Here is a 16,416-nt window from a genome sequence, read left to right as displayed (position 1 = left end):
ATGCTCGAAAAAGTCGTCATCGCCAACCGCGGGGAAATTGCGCTGCGCATTTTGCGCGCCTGCCACGCGCTGGGCATTCGCACCGTGGCGGTGCACTCCACCGCCGACCGCAACCTCAAACACGTCGCCATGGCAGATGAATCCGTCTGCATTGGCCCGGCACCCTCCAGCGAAAGCTACCTCAACATGCCGGCGATCATCGCTGCCGCCGAGGTGACCGACGCACAGGCCATCCACCCCGGCTACGGCTTTCTCTCCGAGAACGCTGATTTTGCCGAGCGCGTAGAGCAATCTGGCTTTGTCTTTATTGGCCCGAAAGCCGACACCATCCGCCTCATGGGCGACAAGGTGGAAGCCATTCGCGCGATGAAGGCTGCGGGTGTGCCCTGCGTACCGGGCAGCGGCGGCCCACTGGGCGACGACCCAGCCACCAATGTCAAAATCGCCGCCGAGATCGGCTACCCGGTGATCGTCAAAGCCGCAGGCGGCGGTGGCGGGCGCGGCATGCGCGTGGTCTATACCGAAGCTGCACTCACCAATGCCATCGCTACCACCAAGGCCGAGGCCAAGGCGGCGTTTGGTAACGACATGGTGTACATGGAAAAGTTCTTGGAAAACCCGCGCCACGTGGAAATCCAAGTGCTCGCCGACGGCCAAGGCAACGCAATTCACTTAGGCGAACGCGACTGCTCGATGCAGCGCCGCCATCAAAAAGTGGTGGAAGAAGCCCCGGCCCCCGGCATCACCGAAGCGCAGCGCAATGAGATCGGCAAGGTCTGCGTCGATGCCTGCATTCGCATCGGCTATCGCGGCGCGGGCACGTTCGAGTTCTTGTATGAAAACGGACGCTTCTACTTCATCGAAATGAACACCCGTATCCAGGTGGAACACCCGGTAACGGAGCTTGTCACCGGCATTGATCTGGTGCGCGAGCAGCTCTTGATCGCCTCCGGCTACAAGCTGTCGATCAAGCAAAGCGACGTGGTACTCACCGGCCACGCGATCGAGTGCCGCATCAACGCCGAAGACCCCGACACCTTCTTCCCCTGCCCCGGCCTGATCCAGCACTACCACCCACCGGGCGGCCCCGGCGTGCGTGTCGATTCGCACGTGTACGAAGGCTACCGCGTGCCGCCGAACTACGATTCGATGATCGGCAAGCTCATCGTGCACGGTGCAGATCGTGCGCAGGCGATTGCGCGCATGCGCGTGGCCCTGTCGGAAATGGTGATCGACGGCATCAAGACCAATATCCCGCTGCAGCAGCGCATTCTTGCCGATGGCGGCTTCACCCAAGGTGGTCAGAACATTCACTACTTGGAAAAGAAGTTGGCCGAGCGTAAAGAAAAGGCGCTTTCCATCCTGTAAACACCGACAGCGCACGAACCTGCGACAATGGCGTGGTATTCCCACGCCATTGTTTTATGCCCTATCTGCAAATTTCATTACCTTGCCCGGAAACGCTACAGCCGCGTATTGAACGCGCGCTTGAAGACGTGGGTGCGCTGGCCGTAACCCTGCAAGACGCGCATCTTGATGCGGCCGACGAACAAGCGATTTTTGAGCCCGGTGTTGGCGAAATTCCGCTTTGGAACGAAATGACGCTCACCGCGTTATTTCCAGACGATACCGACGCGCTGTTGTTGCTTGCCGCGCTGGAAGCCTTCGACCCCGGGCTGGATTGGACGCAAACGCGCTTCGAAAAGGTTGAAGACCAAGACTGGGAACGCGCTTGGCTGGATATGTTCCAACCGATGCAGTTTGGCCAGCGCACTTGGATCGTCCCGTGGGATCACGCCCTTCCTGAGGCCGCGAATACGCCGCAAGCGGCGATTATCCGGCTCGACCCCGGCCTTGCGTTTGGCTCCGGCACCCACCCCACTACGGCGCTTTGTCTGCGCTGGTTAGACGCGCTGGCGGCAGAAGGCGTATTGCAAGGCGCACCCGTGCTCGACTTCGGCTGCGGCAGCGGCATTCTTGCACTGGCCGCGCTGAAGCTCGGCGCCGTGCAAGCGATCGGCATCGACAATGATCCGCAGGCCATCATCGCCACCGCCGATAACGCGCAGCGCAACGGCGTGCATATCGACACCTATCTTCCGCAAGACGCGCCCACGGCAAGCTATCCCATCGTGGTCGCCAACATCTTGGCCACAGCGCTGGACGCACTTGCAGAGACCCTTGCAGCGCGCGTTGCCCCAAACGGCCGCCTTGCCATGTCTGGCATCCTCAGCGGCCAAGAAGAGGAACTGCTGCAGCGCTACGCGCCATGGTTTGAGCAGCTGCACATCTGCCAAGAAGAAGACTGGATCCGTATTGATGGCGTGCGTAATCACGTTAAAGTGAGCCAATGACCCAAGCACCCAGCTTCGCCAGTGACCACAGTGCGCCCCGCCACCCGCATCGCAAAGAATGGAGCGGCGCGTTATTGCTTGCGCTCGTTTTAATTGCGCAACTTATTTGGCTACAACGCGACGCGCTTGCCGCCAGCTCCCGCCTGCGCCCGATGCTGGAAACGCTGTGCAGTGCGCTGACCTGCAGCCTCCCCACATGGCACGACCCCACATCCTTCACCATGCTTTCGCGCGATGTCATCGCACCGCCCGACCAGCGCGGCGTGCTGCGCGTGCAGGCCAGTTTCCGCAACGATGCGCACTGGCCGCAAGCCTGGCCCGTATTGGTACTCAACCTTACTGACGTCAACGGTCAAAGCCTTGGTGCACGCCGCTTTCAGCCCGCTGAATACCTCGGCAGCACGCCACACGTGCAGCGCATTCTGCCGAATCAAGCCAATCAGATCGCGTTCGATCTGCACGAGCCGTCGTCTGCCGTCGTGTCCTTCGACTTTCGCTTCGAATAACCATCAAATTTATGAACTGAATACGCATCGGGGCTCACACGTTCGCACAGAACGCGCTAGACTGATGCCCTGCATCGAGGACGTACCACCGATGCAGTTTTTTAGAGGACACACCCTTTGACTCCTTCCGGCATTCGTCAGGACGCCAGCAGCGTTACGTTGCGCGACCACGTGGCACATTCTGTTCGTCGCTACCTAAGCGATTTGGCCGGCTGTGACACCGACGACCTGTACACCACCACCCTGCGCGAGCTGGAAATCCCGCTATTTTCGGAAGTCCTCAAGCACTGCGACGGCAACCAAAGCCGTGCCGCCACACTGCTTGGCATTCACCGCGCCACGCTACGCAAGAAGCTGAAGGAATACGGTCTACAATAGAGGGCTCCCCACACCTCTTGCGTACCCATGGCTGCCGATCTTTTGCCCCTCCGCCGGGCGCTTCTGTCTGTTTCCGATAAAACCGGCCTGATTGAACTTGCCCAAGCGCTCGCCGCGCGTGGCGTTGAACTACTCTCCACCGGCGGCACCGCCAAAGCACTGCGTGATGCGGGGCTTGCGGTTAAAGATGTGAGCGAAGTCACGGGTTTCCCCGAAATGATGGATGGCCGCGTCAAAACTCTGCACCCGTTGATTCATGGCGGGCTTCTGGGCCGCGCCGGGCTTGATGATGCGGTGATGGAACAACACGGCATCGGCAAAATTGATCTACTGGTGCTGAATCTCTATCCCTTTGAAGCCGTCACCGCAAACGCCGACTGCACGCTCGAAGATGCGGTAGAAAATATCGACATCGGTGGCCCGGCCATGCTGCGCAGCGCGGCGAAAAACTTTGCCCGTGTCGCGGTTGTCACCTCACCAGACCAATACGCCCATCTACTGGCTGAACTTGCCAGCGGCAACGGCGCACTCTCTGCCGCCACCCGCTTTCAATTGGCTGTTGCTGCATTCAACCGCGTGGCGCAGTACGGCGATGCGATCAGCAATTACCTCTCCTCGATCACCGCCACCGATAGCGCCGTGCCCACGCGTGCCGAGTTCCCAGCGCAAACCAACGGCAGCTTCATCAAAGTGATGGATCTACGCTACGGCGAGAACCCGCACCAGCAGGCCGCGTTCTACCGCGACCTGTACCCCGCGCCCGGTTCACTGGCGACCTTCACTCAGCTGCAGGGCAAGGAGCTGTCTTACAACAACATCGCCGATAGCGATGCCGCCTGGGAATGCGTGCGCCAGTTCGACGCACCGGCCTGCGTTATTGTGAAGCACGCCAACCCCTGCGGCGTGGCCGTCGGCAGCGGCTGCGCAGACAGCTACGAAGCCGCGTATGCCACCGACCCAACCTCCGCCTTCGGCGGCATTCTTGCGTTCAATACCAAGCTCGATGCGGCCACCTGCAAGACCATTTTGGATCGCCAATTTGTTGAAGTGCTGATTGCACCCGACTACGACGACGCCGCGCTTGAATACGCGAAGAAAAAAGCCAATGTGCGCGTGCTACGCATTCCACTCGCCCCAACCGCACCCGGTTTTATCGACACCAAGCGTGTGAATTCCGGCCTACTGCTGCAAACCGCCGATGATCGCGTTGTGCAGCGCGACGCGCTTAAAGTGGTGACTCAGCTTGCGCCGACCGATGCTCAACTGTCCGACCTATTATTTGCGTGGAAAGTGGCCAAGTTCGTCAAATCCAATGCCATTGTCTATGCCAAAGACAACCGCACCATTGGTGTGGGCGCAGGCCAAATGAGCCGCGTGTATTCAGCGCGCATCGCCGGCATCAAGGCCGAAGATGCAGGCCTGATTGTGCCGGGCTCGGTGATGGCCTCCGACGCCTTCTTCCCGTTCCGCGACGGCATCGACGCCGCTGCAGCAGCGGGCATCAAGGCGGTGATCCAGCCGGGCGGCTCCATGCGTGATAACGAAGTGATCGCTGCTGCCGACGAACACGGCATCGCCATGGTGTTCACCGGCGTGCGCCACTTCCGGCACTAACTGAGCATCCACAAGACCCGCGGGGGGAACCCCGCGGCCTTATTCAGCCACAGCGCTTGCTAACCCGCAGCATGGGTCTTCCCGCAGTACATCTAGCGGCGGAATAACGAGCGTCGTGTATTCCTCATAGCGTGCCGCGGGCAGATCAGACAAACGCATCCGCCCCATGCGCGGCGCAAACACGGGAAGCTGCGCAGCTTCGTACAAAATGACTTCGTGGTCACTTGGATACCAGCGCAGAAGCTTATCCACCAACGCCTGCAGGCCAGCCGGATCAGCCTCACGGCGACTGCAGCTCAAATCCCCCGCCAGCGCCACCTGCCAGAGCAGCAGCAAACCTGCCGGATCGATCTGGCGGTCGTAATAAAGAAAATGCGTGGCTTCAAGCGACTGCACACCACGCCGTCCAGGGTCGATACCAAGATCAGCATAAAGACAGGCTTCTGCCGAAATGCCTGGCTCCATACGTGCTGCAAACCCTTCCGCGCGCGCTTGATTCACCACGCGATGCGGCACATCGGCAAACACACCGGGGTGGCCATAGAACACGGCGCAGACCTGTTTTCCCGCACGCACCTCGGCCATGATCGTCGCGTCAATTTCACGGTAGGTCTGTCTTCGATCTTTTCCTGTCGCGTAATAGCGCCCGAGATTGATCACGTCCTGACGCATAGACTGAATCATCGCCAGCGTTGCAGGGTCGGTCAAACAGAACAGCACTTCTGCGCGGCGAATCTCCGACAAGCAGCGCTCGCTAGCGTGGCGTCCAAACTGGATACCACTCCCCACCACAACCAAGCCGGAGTTTGATGGAAGGCTCGTTTCGTGATGCGCAGAAACAAGGCGATCTCGCCCTTCGTGCTTAGCACGATACAAGGCCAAATCCGCCCGATGAATCAACTGCTCCAAGGTCTCGCCTTCGGCATCGCTTTGGCAAAAGCCCATACTGACCGAAAAGCGCAGCGTAGGCGTAGTACCCTGCGCACGAACGGGCTGTATCAGCCCACGAAGATGCTGCAGCAACACCTCCGCCTGCGGCTCATCCATATTCAGCAGCAAGGTAAATTCATCACCACCGCGCCGCGCGGCCAAGCCGCGCTGTCCCATGGCCTCGCCAATCCAGCGCGCCAGCATGCGCAGCACTTCGTCACCCGCGGCATGACCATGGCTATCGTTGATCGTTTTGAAGTGATCGATATCCACGACCACCGCAGTAAACGCTGCCCCCTTGGCACGCGCCTGCGCCAATACCTGCGCGCCTTGGTGAAGCAGCGCAGGATAATTCAACAGCCGCGTCAAGCCATCATGCTCGGACTGAAAACGGTAACGCTGGCGATCTCGAAACACGCGCCGCAAAAGCGCCAGCAATAGGGCGGCTGCGGCCAGCAGACTCAGTGCCGCAATCGCAATCAATTGCTGCTGTTTGCGCGCCGCCTTTGCTTCGCCCTTGGCCCGTTCTGTGGAAGCCTCTAGCAATTGGATCTGCTCTTCTTTCAGACGCGAGTCGAACTGTAGCTGCATCAACAGCAATCGCCGCTCCTGCATGCGTCGATCAAGCTCTTTGGTGTGCTGCAATGCGTGTTGTGTATGCTGCAGCGCGTCGGCAATATCGCCTCGCCGCTCGGCCAATTCGGCCTGAAACTGCTCCACATCGACCAACGGCTGCGCTAAACGCTGACGCGCGTAGTAACGGCCGGCCTCCCTTAGCAACACACTCGCCTGTGCAGCCTCTTGATTGAGCGCCACCAAGCTTTTTGCAATTTCTAATTTTGCGCCCTGCGCGCCCCCGTCAAAGCCTTCTGCTTGAAAAAGCTGCAGCGCCCGGCGGAACCACTGCAAGGCCTCGGCATAGTGTTTGCGTCCCGCAAAATACATGCCCATCCCTTGCGTGCCGTTGGCAACGAAAATCTTGTCCCCGGCCTTCCCACAAACATCGATTTGGCGGCGGCGCAGTGGCTCCAACGCCGTAAGATCCTTTCGCAGCTCTTGCACGATGGCATGGGTGGATAAGGCCCGACACAGCACAAAAAGGTCGCCCCCTGCTTCTGCCTGCACCAGTCCACGCTGGCCAAATTCTTGCGCACGCTCTAAATCACCAACCAGCGCATAAAGATAGCTAGACACGCTTAAAAGCAGCGCCGAGTTCTTCGGTGCCTCTTCGATAAAATTCAACCCAGCATCGGCCCAAACGAAGGCTTGCTGCCAGCGCTCAACGCCCGCCGCCATGCTAATCCCGGTGGTATAAGCAAGCACACGCAGTTCAGGATCAAGCTCACGCTGCAGAAGCTGCTGCATGCCCTGCAATGCAGCATCCGTTTCCCCTTTTAGCCCCAAACCGCGCAAGCGCTGGTATTCGGTCTCATCGTGCTGCATCTGCGCCGCGCTCGGCGGGTTGCCCACCGCAGCTGCCCCTGCCGCAGCAAGGAAAAGCATCAATGCGATCAAGCAGCGCAGCAACGGCATACCAATGTGGTTCCAATTACTCGTCGTAAGCAAAAATAATTTGCTGCGTTGCAAACTGACCGTCTTTCAATCCACTCAGGGCTTTAATGGCCTCATAATCCTGCGCCAGCATTGCTTTGCGTTCCTCCGCATTAAGCCCTGCGCGCCGCATCACAACCTCCGGTCGCCGCGCATACTCTTCGGCGAGCACAGCGTCGCGGCCCAAGTTACGCATGAATTCCAGCAGCTTCGACATGCCATTCCCTGTATGCTGTGCTGCATCCAGCAGCGTTATGCCATAACCTCCAACACTAGCACAAAGCTCTTGTTGAAACCGCGTACCGTCCTTCCTTTACCGCACAATATTTTGATTTATGAAACTTCTCGTTATCGGTTCCGGCGGCCGCGAGCACGCCTTGGCGTGGAAGCTTGCACAGTCGCCACGTGTTTCTGAAGTGCTCGTGGCTCCCGGCAATGCCGGCACGGCCAATGAGCACAAATGCCGCAACGTGGCGCTGAAAGTCACCGACATCGACGGCCTGCTGGCGCTGGCGCAAGACGAAGGCGTCGCGTTTACCGTGGTTGGGCCAGAGGTGCCGCTGGTAGCAGGCGTGGTGGATCGCTTTCGCGCCGCATCCTTGCGCATCTTTGGCCCCACCGCTGCTGCAGCGCAACTAGAAGGCAGCAAGGCGTTCGCCAAAGACTTCCTCGCCCGTCACGGCATCCCCACCGCATTTTACGAGGTACATACCGAGGTTGAACCAGCGCTGACCTTCGTGCGCAGCAAGGGTGCACCAATTGTCATCAAAGCTGACGGCCTCGCTGCAGGCAAAGGTGTGATCGTGGCCATGACGCTTGCCGAAGCTGAAGCCGCCGTGCGCGACATGCTGTCGGGCAATGCGTTTGGTGATGCGGGCGCGCGCGTGGTGATCGAAGAATTCTTAGACGGTGAAGAAGCCAGCTTTATTTCGATGGTGGACGGCGTAACCGCACTACCAATGGCCACCTCGCAAGACCATAAGCGCGTGGGTGATGGCGACACCGGCCCGAATACCGGCGGCATGGGGGCCTATTCCCCCGCCCCCGTCGTGACGCCCGAGATCCATGCACGCGTGATGCGTGAGATCGTCAACCCCACCGTGCAGGGCATGGCCAAAGATGGCATTCCGTTTACCGGGTTCTTGTATGCAGGCCTGATGATCGACGCCAGCGGTGCGCCGAAAGTGATTGAATTCAATGTGCGCTTTGGTGACCCAGAAACTCAGCCGGTGCTGCTGCGCCTGCAGTCGGACTTCGTTGATCTCATCGAAGCCGGGATCGATGCACGTTTGCACGAAACCCAAGCGCAATGGGACCCACGCCCTTCATTGGGTGTGGTGATGGCCGCCAAGCCCTATCCAGAAGCGCCGATTACCGGCGACCGCATCGACGGGCTGGCCGATGTTCCAGAAACGGCCAAGGTGTTTCATGCCGGCACAGCGCTCGACGCGAGTGGCAATACCATCAGCGCGGGCGGCCGCGTGCTGTGTGTCACCGCACTCGGCGCATCGGTACACGAGGCGCAACGCAATGCCTATGCAGGAGTGAAGGCTATTCACTGGGCGCACGAATTTCACCGCAACGACATCGGCTGGCGCGCGATTGCACGCGAGCAAGGCTGATCATTTCGTTTTTCCATGAGCCATTCCGCGCACCGAGTGCACGGCCTAACGGCGGATGAAGTTCCGCCCGATTGGCCGCCACTCACGCTGCAAGAACTGCAGCCTGTACTGGCCCAATTTGCACAACTGGGCCACGCTCACACGATCCTCTGGAACAGCCCACGCCCGCTCTCGGCGGCGGCACTGATCGAAACGAACAACGGGCCGACTTTCGTCAAACGTCATAGCGAAAACGTGCGCAGCGCCTCCACGTTGACCGAAGAGCACGTGTTCGCGCAGTGGCTGCGTGCGCAGCACATTCCCACCCCGGAAATCCTGCATAACACTGCCGGTGAAAGCGCCATCGCGCATGCAGGCTGGACGTATGAAGTGCACGCCCTCGCCACAGGCATTGACCTACACCGCGACACGATGTCGTGGGTGCCGCTACACAACCTCGCCCACGCACGCACCGTAGGGCGCATGCTGGCGCAGCTACACCTTGCCGCAGAAGGCTTTCACGCTGCGCAGCGCACGACTCATATTCTCGTTGCACGCAGCGAATTGCTGGAAGCAAGCGCCCCCATTGCAACATTGCAAGCTCAATTACAGCAGCGTCCGTTGCTTGCTGAGTACCTCGCACAGCGCAATTGGCAAGAAGAGTTGCATCACACACTGCTCCCTTTGCCTGCCGACGTGCGATGCGTCTTTGCGGCGCAGCCGCGGCTATGGACGCACGGCGACTGGCACGCGTCCAATTTATTTTGGAGCGATGATTCAGCACAGGCCAACATCACCAGCGTGCTGGATTTCAGTCTTTCTGCACGCACATTTGCGCTATTTGATTTAGCTACGGCCATCGAACGTAGCGCGATTGCATGGCTGCAGCCAGACGATCAGCGTGCACAACCACTGATCGCAAACGCGCTTATTGAAGGCTATGCGCAAGCTCGCCCACTGAGCCGCGCAGAACGCGAATTACTTGTCGCGCTACTGCCTGTTGTGCACCTGGATTTCGCCATCTCTGAAGTGGAATATTTTTACGGCATCTTGCGCTCTAGAGCGCATGCCGATGTTGCCTGGGATGTATTTCTTCGCGGGCATGCCGCGTGGTTTAGAACATCACACGGGCAGTCTTTCTTGCGCGCCATCGCATAACTCCATTTCACCCTCACCTGCAATTCACGGCGTTTTGTGGTTCAATGCGCCCTTGAAGCGGGGGTGCCTAGCGTGGCTAGGCTGAGAGAGTCCCTTGGAACCTGATCCGGTTTGCACCGGCGTAGGGAGCTTGTATTGCAGACATGCGCCTTTAAGAGGCGTGCGTCCGGCCGTCGCTTCGCTCCCCCATACTGACGATGACCGACGATGCCCATCTCCCATACCCCCCTTCTCATCGCCCTGCTCGCAGCGCTGCCTGCTTACGCGCATGCGCATGCGCATGCTGATGAAGACGATGCGGTGCGCCGCACCACCACCCTAAGCGCGGTGGAGGTCAAAGGCGAAACGACCGCCACCGACGCCTCTGTGAATACGTGGGGCCAAGCAGATGCCCGCGACACTCCTGCGTCGATCACCGTCATTGATCGCCAGCAGATCGAACGCCGCCATGTGCGCACGCTCAGCGAGCTCATCCGCAGCGATGCCAGCCTCGGCGACAGCTACGCACCCGTAGGCTACTACCAGAACATCGCCAGCCGCGGCTACGCGCTGGATCTTGGCACCGGCTATCGCAGCAACGGGTTAACCGTGGTGGGTGAGCAAATCATGCCGCTGGAAGATAAGCAGCAGGTCGAAGTGCTCAAAGGCCTAGCGGGTTTGCAGGCGGGCATCATGGAGCCTGGCGGGTTAATCAACTATGTCAGCAAGCGCCCAGAAGACGTGCGCAACTTGACCCTCGGCACCGACTCGCACGGTTCGCGCTATGTCGCCGTAGATGCTGGCGCGTGGTTGACGCCCAATTTTGGCCTGCGCGCCAATCTTGCTTGGGAAGACACGCATTCCTACGTGCAGCATGCCGATGGTCGTCGCAATCTGTATGCCATCGCCGCCGACTGGATGATCACGCCGAACGCATCGTTCGCCCTCGACACCAGCTACCAAACCAGCGCACAGCCTTCGGTCTCCGGCTATCAACTACTGGGCGGTAGCGTTATTCCCGGTAACGCGGATCCCACTCGCTTGCTTGGCCACCAGCCTTGGCAACAGCCGGTTGCGATGCGTTCTAGCAATACCAGTCTGCGTTTTTCCTATGCCTTTAATGATGATTGGGCGCTGCGCATCGCCGGTGGCAAAAGCCGTAGTGTGATTGATGACAGCGTGACCTTTGCTTACGGCTGCTACTACGTGGCCGCCTGCGCCAGCGGTGTGCCCGGCAATGCGTTCGGGCCCAATGGCGAATACGACATCTACGACTACCGTAACCCCGATGACACCCGCATTACCGATCAGTTACGCGCCACGCTGGAAGGCGAATTTGATACCGGCAATGTAGGCCATAGCATCAGTATTGGCGGCAGCACACTCCACCGCAGCATCGACCGCCACGCCAGCGTCAATGCCTATGTTGGTTCGGGCAATATCGCAGATGTTGAGCCGCCAGTATTTACGCCTTCACCCAAACAGCCAGGCCCCAAAGTGCGCCGCCTTGATAGCTGGCAGCGCAGCGTTTTTGCGATAGACCGCATCGCATTCAATGACGCGTGGCAGTTGGTGTTGGGCTTGCAACACGCACGCATCGACGAACGCGCTTGGAATAAGCGCGGCGTGCCGGAGCGCAGCACACGCCTGAGCAAAACGCTGCCGCAAGCGGCGCTGCTATGGCAGCCCGATGACGCACTGACGCTCTACACCAGTTTTAGTAAGGGATTATCTTTGGGCAAGGAAGCCCCCTTCTGGGCCAGCAATGACGGCGCCATGCTGGGACCTCGGCTTTCGCGGCAGCTTGAATTGGGCGCGAAATACCGCCTTGCTGATACATTTGACCTCACCGCCGCGCTATACCGTATTCACCAGCCCGCACAGTTTGCACAACCGGATGCTTCATCCGCAGGCTTCACCTTTATTGAATTAGGTGAAGAAGTGCACACCGGCGTTGAATTAGGTGCACACGGCCGCCCCATCGAGCATCTACAGTTAGACGCCAGCGTGAATGTTATCAATGCCCGCCTACAGGGCACTGGTGTGGCCGCACTGCAAGGCCACCAGATCGTAAACGTGCCACGTGTCCGCGCCGCGTTCAGCGTGGACTACAGCCTCCCCTCTGCACCGGCACTTGGTCTTATCGGCGGCTGGCGCTACGCCTCGTCCAATACCGCCACCTCCGATGGCACCGTACGCGTGCCTGCGTACAGCGTATTCGACGCTGGCCTACGCTACCGCAGCCAATGGAACCAGCGCACACTTGTGTGGCAACTCTCGGCGGACAACGTATTCAACAAATTTTATTGGCGCGATACTGGCAGCGTCAGCGGCGATAGCTATCTATTCCCCGGCGCTCCACGCTTAGCGCGCCTGTCGTTGACTGTTGGACTGTAAACCATGCTCTTGTTCGAACTCGCCTCTGCCGTTGTCAGCCTGCTGGCCGTCGGTCTTACCGCGCGGCGGCACCCGCTGTGCTGGCCGCTGGGCTTGGTATCGGTGATTGCTTATGCGTGGGTCTTTATCGACGCCAAGCTCTATTCCGACGCCCTGCTGCAGGGCGCGTTCGGCATCATGATCGTCTATGGCTGGCTGCGCTGGATGCAGCACCTCGATGACAGCGGGCATGTGCGCGTGGCCGCGCTTCCTGTAGCACGCGCTTGGCGACATATCGGAATTGGCGCGCTTGGCGCACTTGCGCTGGGGGCATTCATGCACCACCAAACCGATGCCGACCTCGCTTGGCTAGACGCGGCCCTTGCCGCGTTCAGCCTCGTTGCGCAGTGGTGGCAGGCCAAACGCCACGCCGCCGCATGGTGGATGTGGATCGCCGTGGACGTGCTCTACGTGGGGGAATATCTCTACAAAGGCCTACACATCACTGCGGTGCTGTATTTGGTGTTTGTTGGTATAGCCATCGCCGGTCTACGCAGCTGGCGTAGGGCCTACAAAAGCGCGCAAAGGCTGAGTACCGAGAGCTTTGGTAACTATTGAGCCGTTCTTCGCTATGCTTGCCAGATTCTTCCGCAAGGATCGCTTGAATGCCCGGCCATAGCCAGTTCAACCTGCTTACCCAGCGCCGCTTTTTGCCGTACTTCATCGTGCAGGCGCTGGGGGCATTTAATGACAATGTGTATCGGCAAGCCCTCATTGGCCTGCTTGCTTATATGGCGGTAAGCCAGAGTGAAATGGGGCTGTACTCCAATCTCGCTCCCGCTATCTTCATCCTTCCTTACTTCTTGTTTTCCGCCAGTGCTGGGCAAATTGCCGAGCGTTTGGAGAAGCAAAAGCTCATCGTGATCACCACCATGATGGAAATCGCCATCATGTCGCTGGCCGCCGTCGGCTTTCTGCTGCAAAGCATGCCAATTCTGATGGTGGCGTTGTTCTGCACCGGCGTGCAATCAACACTGTTTGGCCCAGTGAAGTATTCCATTCTTCCCTCAGTGCTCAAGCCCGAGGAGCTCACCGGCGGCAATGGCTTGGTGGAAATGGGTACATCGATTGCCATTCTGCTCGGCATGATCTGCGGCGGTTTGATTTTTCAAATCGCGGGCGCGCATGGCCCACAGGTTGCGGCCATCTTCATCATTGCGCTGGCGATTGCAGGCAATACCGTGGCGCGCCGCATTCCCACCGTTGATGCGGGTAATCCAACGCTTAAAGTGGATTGGAATATCGTTCGCGTGAGCTGGCAGATTTGGCAACTCACTCGGCAGCGGCTCGCTGTACGCAATGCCGTGCTCGGCGTTAGTTGGTTTTGGTTTGTTGGCACCATTCTTACCGCACAGCTGCCGGTATATGCGCAGTCGAATCTTGGCGGCACGCAAAACCTCTACATCTTTGCATTAGCCCTATTCTCGATTGGTGCAGGCGTCGGTTCGATGTCGTGCGAAAAGCTCTCTGGCCGCACCGTGGAAATTGGCCTTGTCCCCTTGGGTGCCTTTGGCATTAGCGCGTTCTTGCTTGATCTGTATTTCGCGCGTCCCGGCCAAGCGCTTGCGCAAGGCATGAGTATTACGCAATTTCTTCATCAGCCCGGAACAGCACGCATCATTCTAGACCTCGTAGGCGTCGGCTTATTCACTGGGTTCTTTGTCGTCCCACTGTTTGCGCTCATTCAAAGCCGCACGCCCAAGTCAGAGCTTGCGCGCGTGATTGCGGGTATGAATATTCAGAACGCATTTTTCATTGTGCTTGCTGCCGTCATCGGCATCGCCGTACAACGCTATCTGGGCTGGACGATCCCGCAACTATTCTTAGCACTCGCCATTGCCAATACCCTCGTTGCACTGTGGATTTTCACTATCGTCCCCGAGTTCATGATGCGCTTTCTCAGCTGGCTGCTGGTGCGCACGCTGTACCGGCTCAAACTGCATGGCATTGAAAAACACGTTCCAGATGAGGGCGCCGCAGTTTTGGTGTGCAACCACGTCAGCTACATGGACGCACTGATTCTGTCGGCCTGTATTCCGCGCCCGGCGCGCTTTGTCATGTATTACAAAATCTTCAACATCCCCGTGATGCGCTGGATTTTCAAAACTGCGAAAGCCATCCCTATCGCCGGCGCACGTGAAAATCCGCAGGTGATGCAAAGCGCGTTTGATGCAGTGGACGCCGCGCTGGCGGAAGGCGAGCTGGTGTGCATTTTCCCCGAAGGCGCACTGACAAAAGACGGTGAGATCGCCTCGTTTAAGTCGGGTGTGGAAAAGATACTGCAGCGCGCCGCCGCACGTGGTCAGGAAGTTCCTGTAGTGCCAATGGCATTGCAAAACATGTGGGGCAGCATGTGGAGTAAGCGCGACTCGCGCCTACACCGTATGCGCATGCCGCGCCGCCTGCGCGCACCGATCGAGGTCCTCGCCAGTGACGCTATCGCTGGCAATACCGCCAGCGCTGAGCTACTCGAACAGCGCGTGCGCCATCTTCGCGGCGGGTGTGCCTAAAGCGCACCCGCGTCGTACGCATCAAGCCAACAGCGCATCACAAAGCGCGCAATCGAGATGGGCGACGACAACACAATGCCGTCGCCCGCCTCATCGGCGTGGCTCCAATCGCGCGCTAATCCAGCACGCACTTCTTCCGCATTAAACCAGCGGGCCTCTACGAGCTCCTCACTGGCCTGCGGCAAATCGGGCTCGGCGTGGGCAAGAAACCCCAGCATCAGCGAACCGGGGAATGGCCAAGGCTGTGAGGCAAGATAGCGCGCCGTTTGCGGCCGCACCCGCACCCCTGTTTCTTCCATCACCTCGCGCGCAACGGTTTGCTCGAGCGTTTCTCCCGGCTCCACAAACCCCGCTACCACCGACCAGCGGCGCGGCGCCCAGCCCGCCTGCCGCCCAAGTAACAGACGCTCACCATCGGTCACCGCCACGATAATGGCTTGGTCGGTGCGCGGGTAGTGTTCGCTTTGGCAGCCCTCGCAACGCCCTAACCAGCCCGCACGTTCGTAGCGCAAGCGCCCGCCGCAGGCCGAACAAAAACGGTAGCGTCGGTGCCAGTGCTGCAGCGCGCGCGCCTGTGCAAAGAGCGTCGATTGCCAAGCAGGCCACTGCGCCGCCGCTTTACGCAAGTCGATACTCGCCGCACCCGGCATTCCCGCAGCCGCTGCCTCAACAAAAAACCACGCACGCTCGCCTTGCACCCCCAAAAACGTCGCCGCATCCAACCCACACCGAAGCGCATCACTAGAGGGCGTCAGCAGCTCCGCATGGGCATCGGTCAACGCCTCACCGCGCTCATTCAAAACGATCACCCCTGCCTGTGGCCATAGCCGGGCCAGTGCGGCCTGATCATCTCGCAGCGCATCGGCGCGATCGAGCGCGCCTTCAACAAAGGCAAATGGTGAACGGCCGGGCATCGTCAGCCACTACTCCCGCAGCCGCAGGTGGTTTTGGCATTGGGGTTGCGGATCACAAACTGCGCCCCCGTAAGTGATTCCACATAATCCACCACCGCTCCCGCCAGATACTGCAAGCTCAGCGGATCCACCAACAGGGTGGCGCCATCCTTCACGATGGCGATGTCATTCTCGTTCCGGCCTTCGTCAAACTCGAAGCCATACTGAAACCCAGAGCAGCCACCACCATGAATATACGCGCGAAGCTTGAGGTCTTCCTCGCCCTCTTCGCTCACCAATTCATGCACTTTTGCCGCCGCCGCCGCAGTGAAATGCAGCGGATTTACGGGCATCAGTGCTTTTAATGCGTCGTGTAAGGCCATATCCATCCGCCAAGGATGAAGCGCCCGCCTCCACGTTTCAACCTTTGCCTTCCCGCGCTAGACTGAACAAGACACTCCTGATTCAGCCAGATTCCCTCTATAGTTTGGGAAAAGGCCGCTTTT

14 protein-coding genes and 1 riboswitch are annotated in these 16,416 nt (G+C 59.2%); of the genes, 10 read left to right on the top strand and 4 right to left on the bottom strand.

Annotated elements, in window-relative coordinates; all coding sequences use genetic code 11:
• The 5 genes from accC (at position 1) to purH (ending at position 4,852) form a co-directional block, all read left to right on the top strand.
• Positions 1-1,368: an acetyl-CoA carboxylase biotin carboxylase subunit gene (accC, locus tag KUL77_RS04020; RefSeq protein ID WP_297143921.1), complete on the top strand. Its 1,368-nt coding sequence runs from the start codon at positions 1-3 to the stop codon at positions 1,366-1,368.
• A 56-nt stretch (positions 1,369-1,424) separates the two neighbouring features.
• Positions 1,425-2,354, top strand: a complete 930-nt coding sequence (prmA, locus tag KUL77_RS04015) for a 50S ribosomal protein L11 methyltransferase (RefSeq protein ID WP_297143920.1) — start codon at positions 1,425-1,427, stop codon at positions 2,352-2,354.
• Positions 2,351-2,860 (top strand): DUF3426 domain-containing protein, encoded by a 510-nt coding sequence (locus KUL77_RS04010; protein ID WP_297143918.1) that lies wholly within the window; start codon positions 2,351-2,353, stop codon positions 2,858-2,860. Before prmA ends, KUL77_RS04010 begins: the two co-directional genes overlap by 4 nt.
• 117 nt (positions 2,861-2,977) lie before the next feature.
• Positions 2,978-3,238, top strand: coding sequence for a DNA-binding transcriptional regulator Fis (fis, locus tag KUL77_RS04005; protein ID WP_297143916.1), 261 nt, complete (start codon positions 2,978-2,980; stop codon positions 3,236-3,238).
• Positions 3,239-3,265: 27 nt separating this feature from the next.
• Entirely contained in the window at positions 3,266-4,852 is a 1,587-nt protein-coding gene (gene purH / locus KUL77_RS04000) for a bifunctional phosphoribosylaminoimidazolecarboxamide formyltransferase/IMP cyclohydrolase (RefSeq protein WP_297143915.1), read from the top strand.
• Between the two features lie 39 nt (positions 4,853-4,891).
• Here purH and KUL77_RS03995 read toward each other — a convergent pair whose 3' ends face one another.
• Complete coding sequence (locus KUL77_RS03995; protein ID WP_297143913.1) at positions 4,892-7,315, bottom strand: diguanylate cyclase; 2,424 nt, start codon at positions 7,313-7,315, stop codon at positions 4,892-4,894.
• A gap of 16 nt (positions 7,316-7,331) precedes the next feature.
• Positions 7,332-7,550 (bottom strand): hypothetical protein, encoded by a 219-nt coding sequence (locus KUL77_RS03990; protein WP_297143910.1) that lies wholly within the window; start codon positions 7,548-7,550, stop codon positions 7,332-7,334.
• A 118-nt stretch (positions 7,551-7,668) separates the two neighbouring features.
• Here KUL77_RS03990 and purD point away from each other — a divergent pair, with 118 nt between their 5' ends.
• The 5 genes from purD to KUL77_RS03965 all read left to right on the top strand — a co-directional run bounded on the left by purD (position 7,669) and on the right by KUL77_RS03965 (position 15,017).
• Complete coding sequence (purD, locus tag KUL77_RS03985) at positions 7,669-8,955, top strand: phosphoribosylamine--glycine ligase (protein ID WP_297143909.1); 1,287 nt, start codon at positions 7,669-7,671, stop codon at positions 8,953-8,955.
• Between the two features lie 15 nt (positions 8,956-8,970).
• Entirely contained in the window at positions 8,971-10,092 is a 1,122-nt protein-coding gene (locus KUL77_RS03980) for a phosphotransferase (protein ID WP_297143907.1), read from the top strand.
• A gap of 49 nt (positions 10,093-10,141) precedes the next feature.
• Positions 10,142-10,237: riboswitch (TPP riboswitch) on the top strand.
• A gap of 62 nt (positions 10,238-10,299) precedes the next feature.
• The gene (locus KUL77_RS03975) at positions 10,300-12,468 is read left to right on the top strand and encodes a TonB-dependent siderophore receptor (RefSeq protein WP_297143905.1); all 2,169 of its coding nucleotides are present in this window, start codon (positions 10,300-10,302) and stop codon (positions 12,466-12,468) included.
• Between the two features lie 3 nt (positions 12,469-12,471).
• Positions 12,472-13,065, top strand: coding sequence for a nicotinamide riboside transporter PnuC (pnuC, locus tag KUL77_RS03970; RefSeq protein ID WP_297143903.1), 594 nt, complete (start codon positions 12,472-12,474; stop codon positions 13,063-13,065).
• 47 nt (positions 13,066-13,112) lie between these two features.
• Positions 13,113-15,017, top strand: a complete 1,905-nt coding sequence (locus KUL77_RS03965; RefSeq protein WP_297143901.1) for an MFS transporter — start codon at positions 13,113-13,115, stop codon at positions 15,015-15,017.
• On the opposite strand, the gene nudC is transcribed toward KUL77_RS03965, so the two are convergent.
• Positions 15,014-15,931 (bottom strand): NAD(+) diphosphatase, encoded by a 918-nt coding sequence (gene nudC / locus KUL77_RS03960; RefSeq protein WP_297143899.1) that lies wholly within the window; start codon positions 15,929-15,931, stop codon positions 15,014-15,016. The genes KUL77_RS03965 and nudC overlap by 4 nt on opposite strands.
• A 2-nt stretch (positions 15,932-15,933) precedes the next feature.
• Positions 15,934-16,299 carry an iron-sulfur cluster insertion protein ErpA gene (gene erpA / locus KUL77_RS03955; RefSeq protein WP_297143897.1) on the bottom strand — a complete coding sequence of 122 codons (366 nt, stop codon included), beginning with the start codon at positions 16,297-16,299 and terminating at the stop codon, positions 15,934-15,936.
• Between the last annotated feature and the right edge of the window lie 117 nt (positions 16,300-16,416).

It is taken from the genome of Thermomonas sp. (assembly GCF_019104945.1).
Classification (GTDB): Bacteria; Pseudomonadota; Gammaproteobacteria; order Xanthomonadales; family Xanthomonadaceae; genus Thermomonas.
This window is presented reverse-complemented; position numbering and strand designations above follow the sequence as displayed.

Excerpts from the sequence above, each read along its gene's own strand:
- accC (WP_297143921.1), top strand. The coding sequence starts at position 1 with ATGCTCGAAAAAGTCGTCATCGCCAACCGCGGGGAAATTGCGCTGCGC.
- prmA (WP_297143920.1), top strand. The coding sequence starts at position 1,425 with ATGCCCTATCTGCAAATTTCATTACCTTGCCCGGAAACGCTACAGCCG.
- KUL77_RS04010 (WP_297143918.1), top strand. The coding sequence starts at position 2,351 with ATGACCCAAGCACCCAGCTTCGCCAGTGACCACAGTGCGCCCCGCCAC.
- purH (WP_297143915.1), top strand. The coding sequence starts at position 3,266 with ATGGCTGCCGATCTTTTGCCCCTCCGCCGGGCGCTTCTGTCTGTTTCC.
- KUL77_RS03995 (WP_297143913.1), bottom strand. The coding sequence starts at position 7,315 with ATGCCGTTGCTGCGCTGCTTGATCGCATTGATGCTTTTCCTTGCTGCG.
- KUL77_RS03990 (WP_297143910.1), bottom strand. The coding sequence starts at position 7,550 with ATGTCGAAGCTGCTGGAATTCATGCGTAACTTGGGCCGCGACGCTGTG.
- purD (WP_297143909.1), top strand. The coding sequence starts at position 7,669 with ATGAAACTTCTCGTTATCGGTTCCGGCGGCCGCGAGCACGCCTTGGCG.
- KUL77_RS03980 (WP_297143907.1), top strand. The coding sequence starts at position 8,971 with ATGAGCCATTCCGCGCACCGAGTGCACGGCCTAACGGCGGATGAAGTT.
- KUL77_RS03975 (WP_297143905.1), top strand. The coding sequence starts at position 10,300 with ATGCCCATCTCCCATACCCCCCTTCTCATCGCCCTGCTCGCAGCGCTG.
- pnuC (WP_297143903.1), top strand. The coding sequence starts at position 12,472 with ATGCTCTTGTTCGAACTCGCCTCTGCCGTTGTCAGCCTGCTGGCCGTC.
- KUL77_RS03965 (WP_297143901.1), top strand. The coding sequence starts at position 13,113 with ATGCCCGGCCATAGCCAGTTCAACCTGCTTACCCAGCGCCGCTTTTTG.
- nudC (WP_297143899.1), bottom strand. The coding sequence starts at position 15,931 with ATGCCCGGCCGTTCACCATTTGCCTTTGTTGAAGGCGCGCTCGATCGC.
- erpA (WP_297143897.1), bottom strand. The coding sequence starts at position 16,299 with ATGGATATGGCCTTACACGACGCATTAAAAGCACTGATGCCCGTAAAT.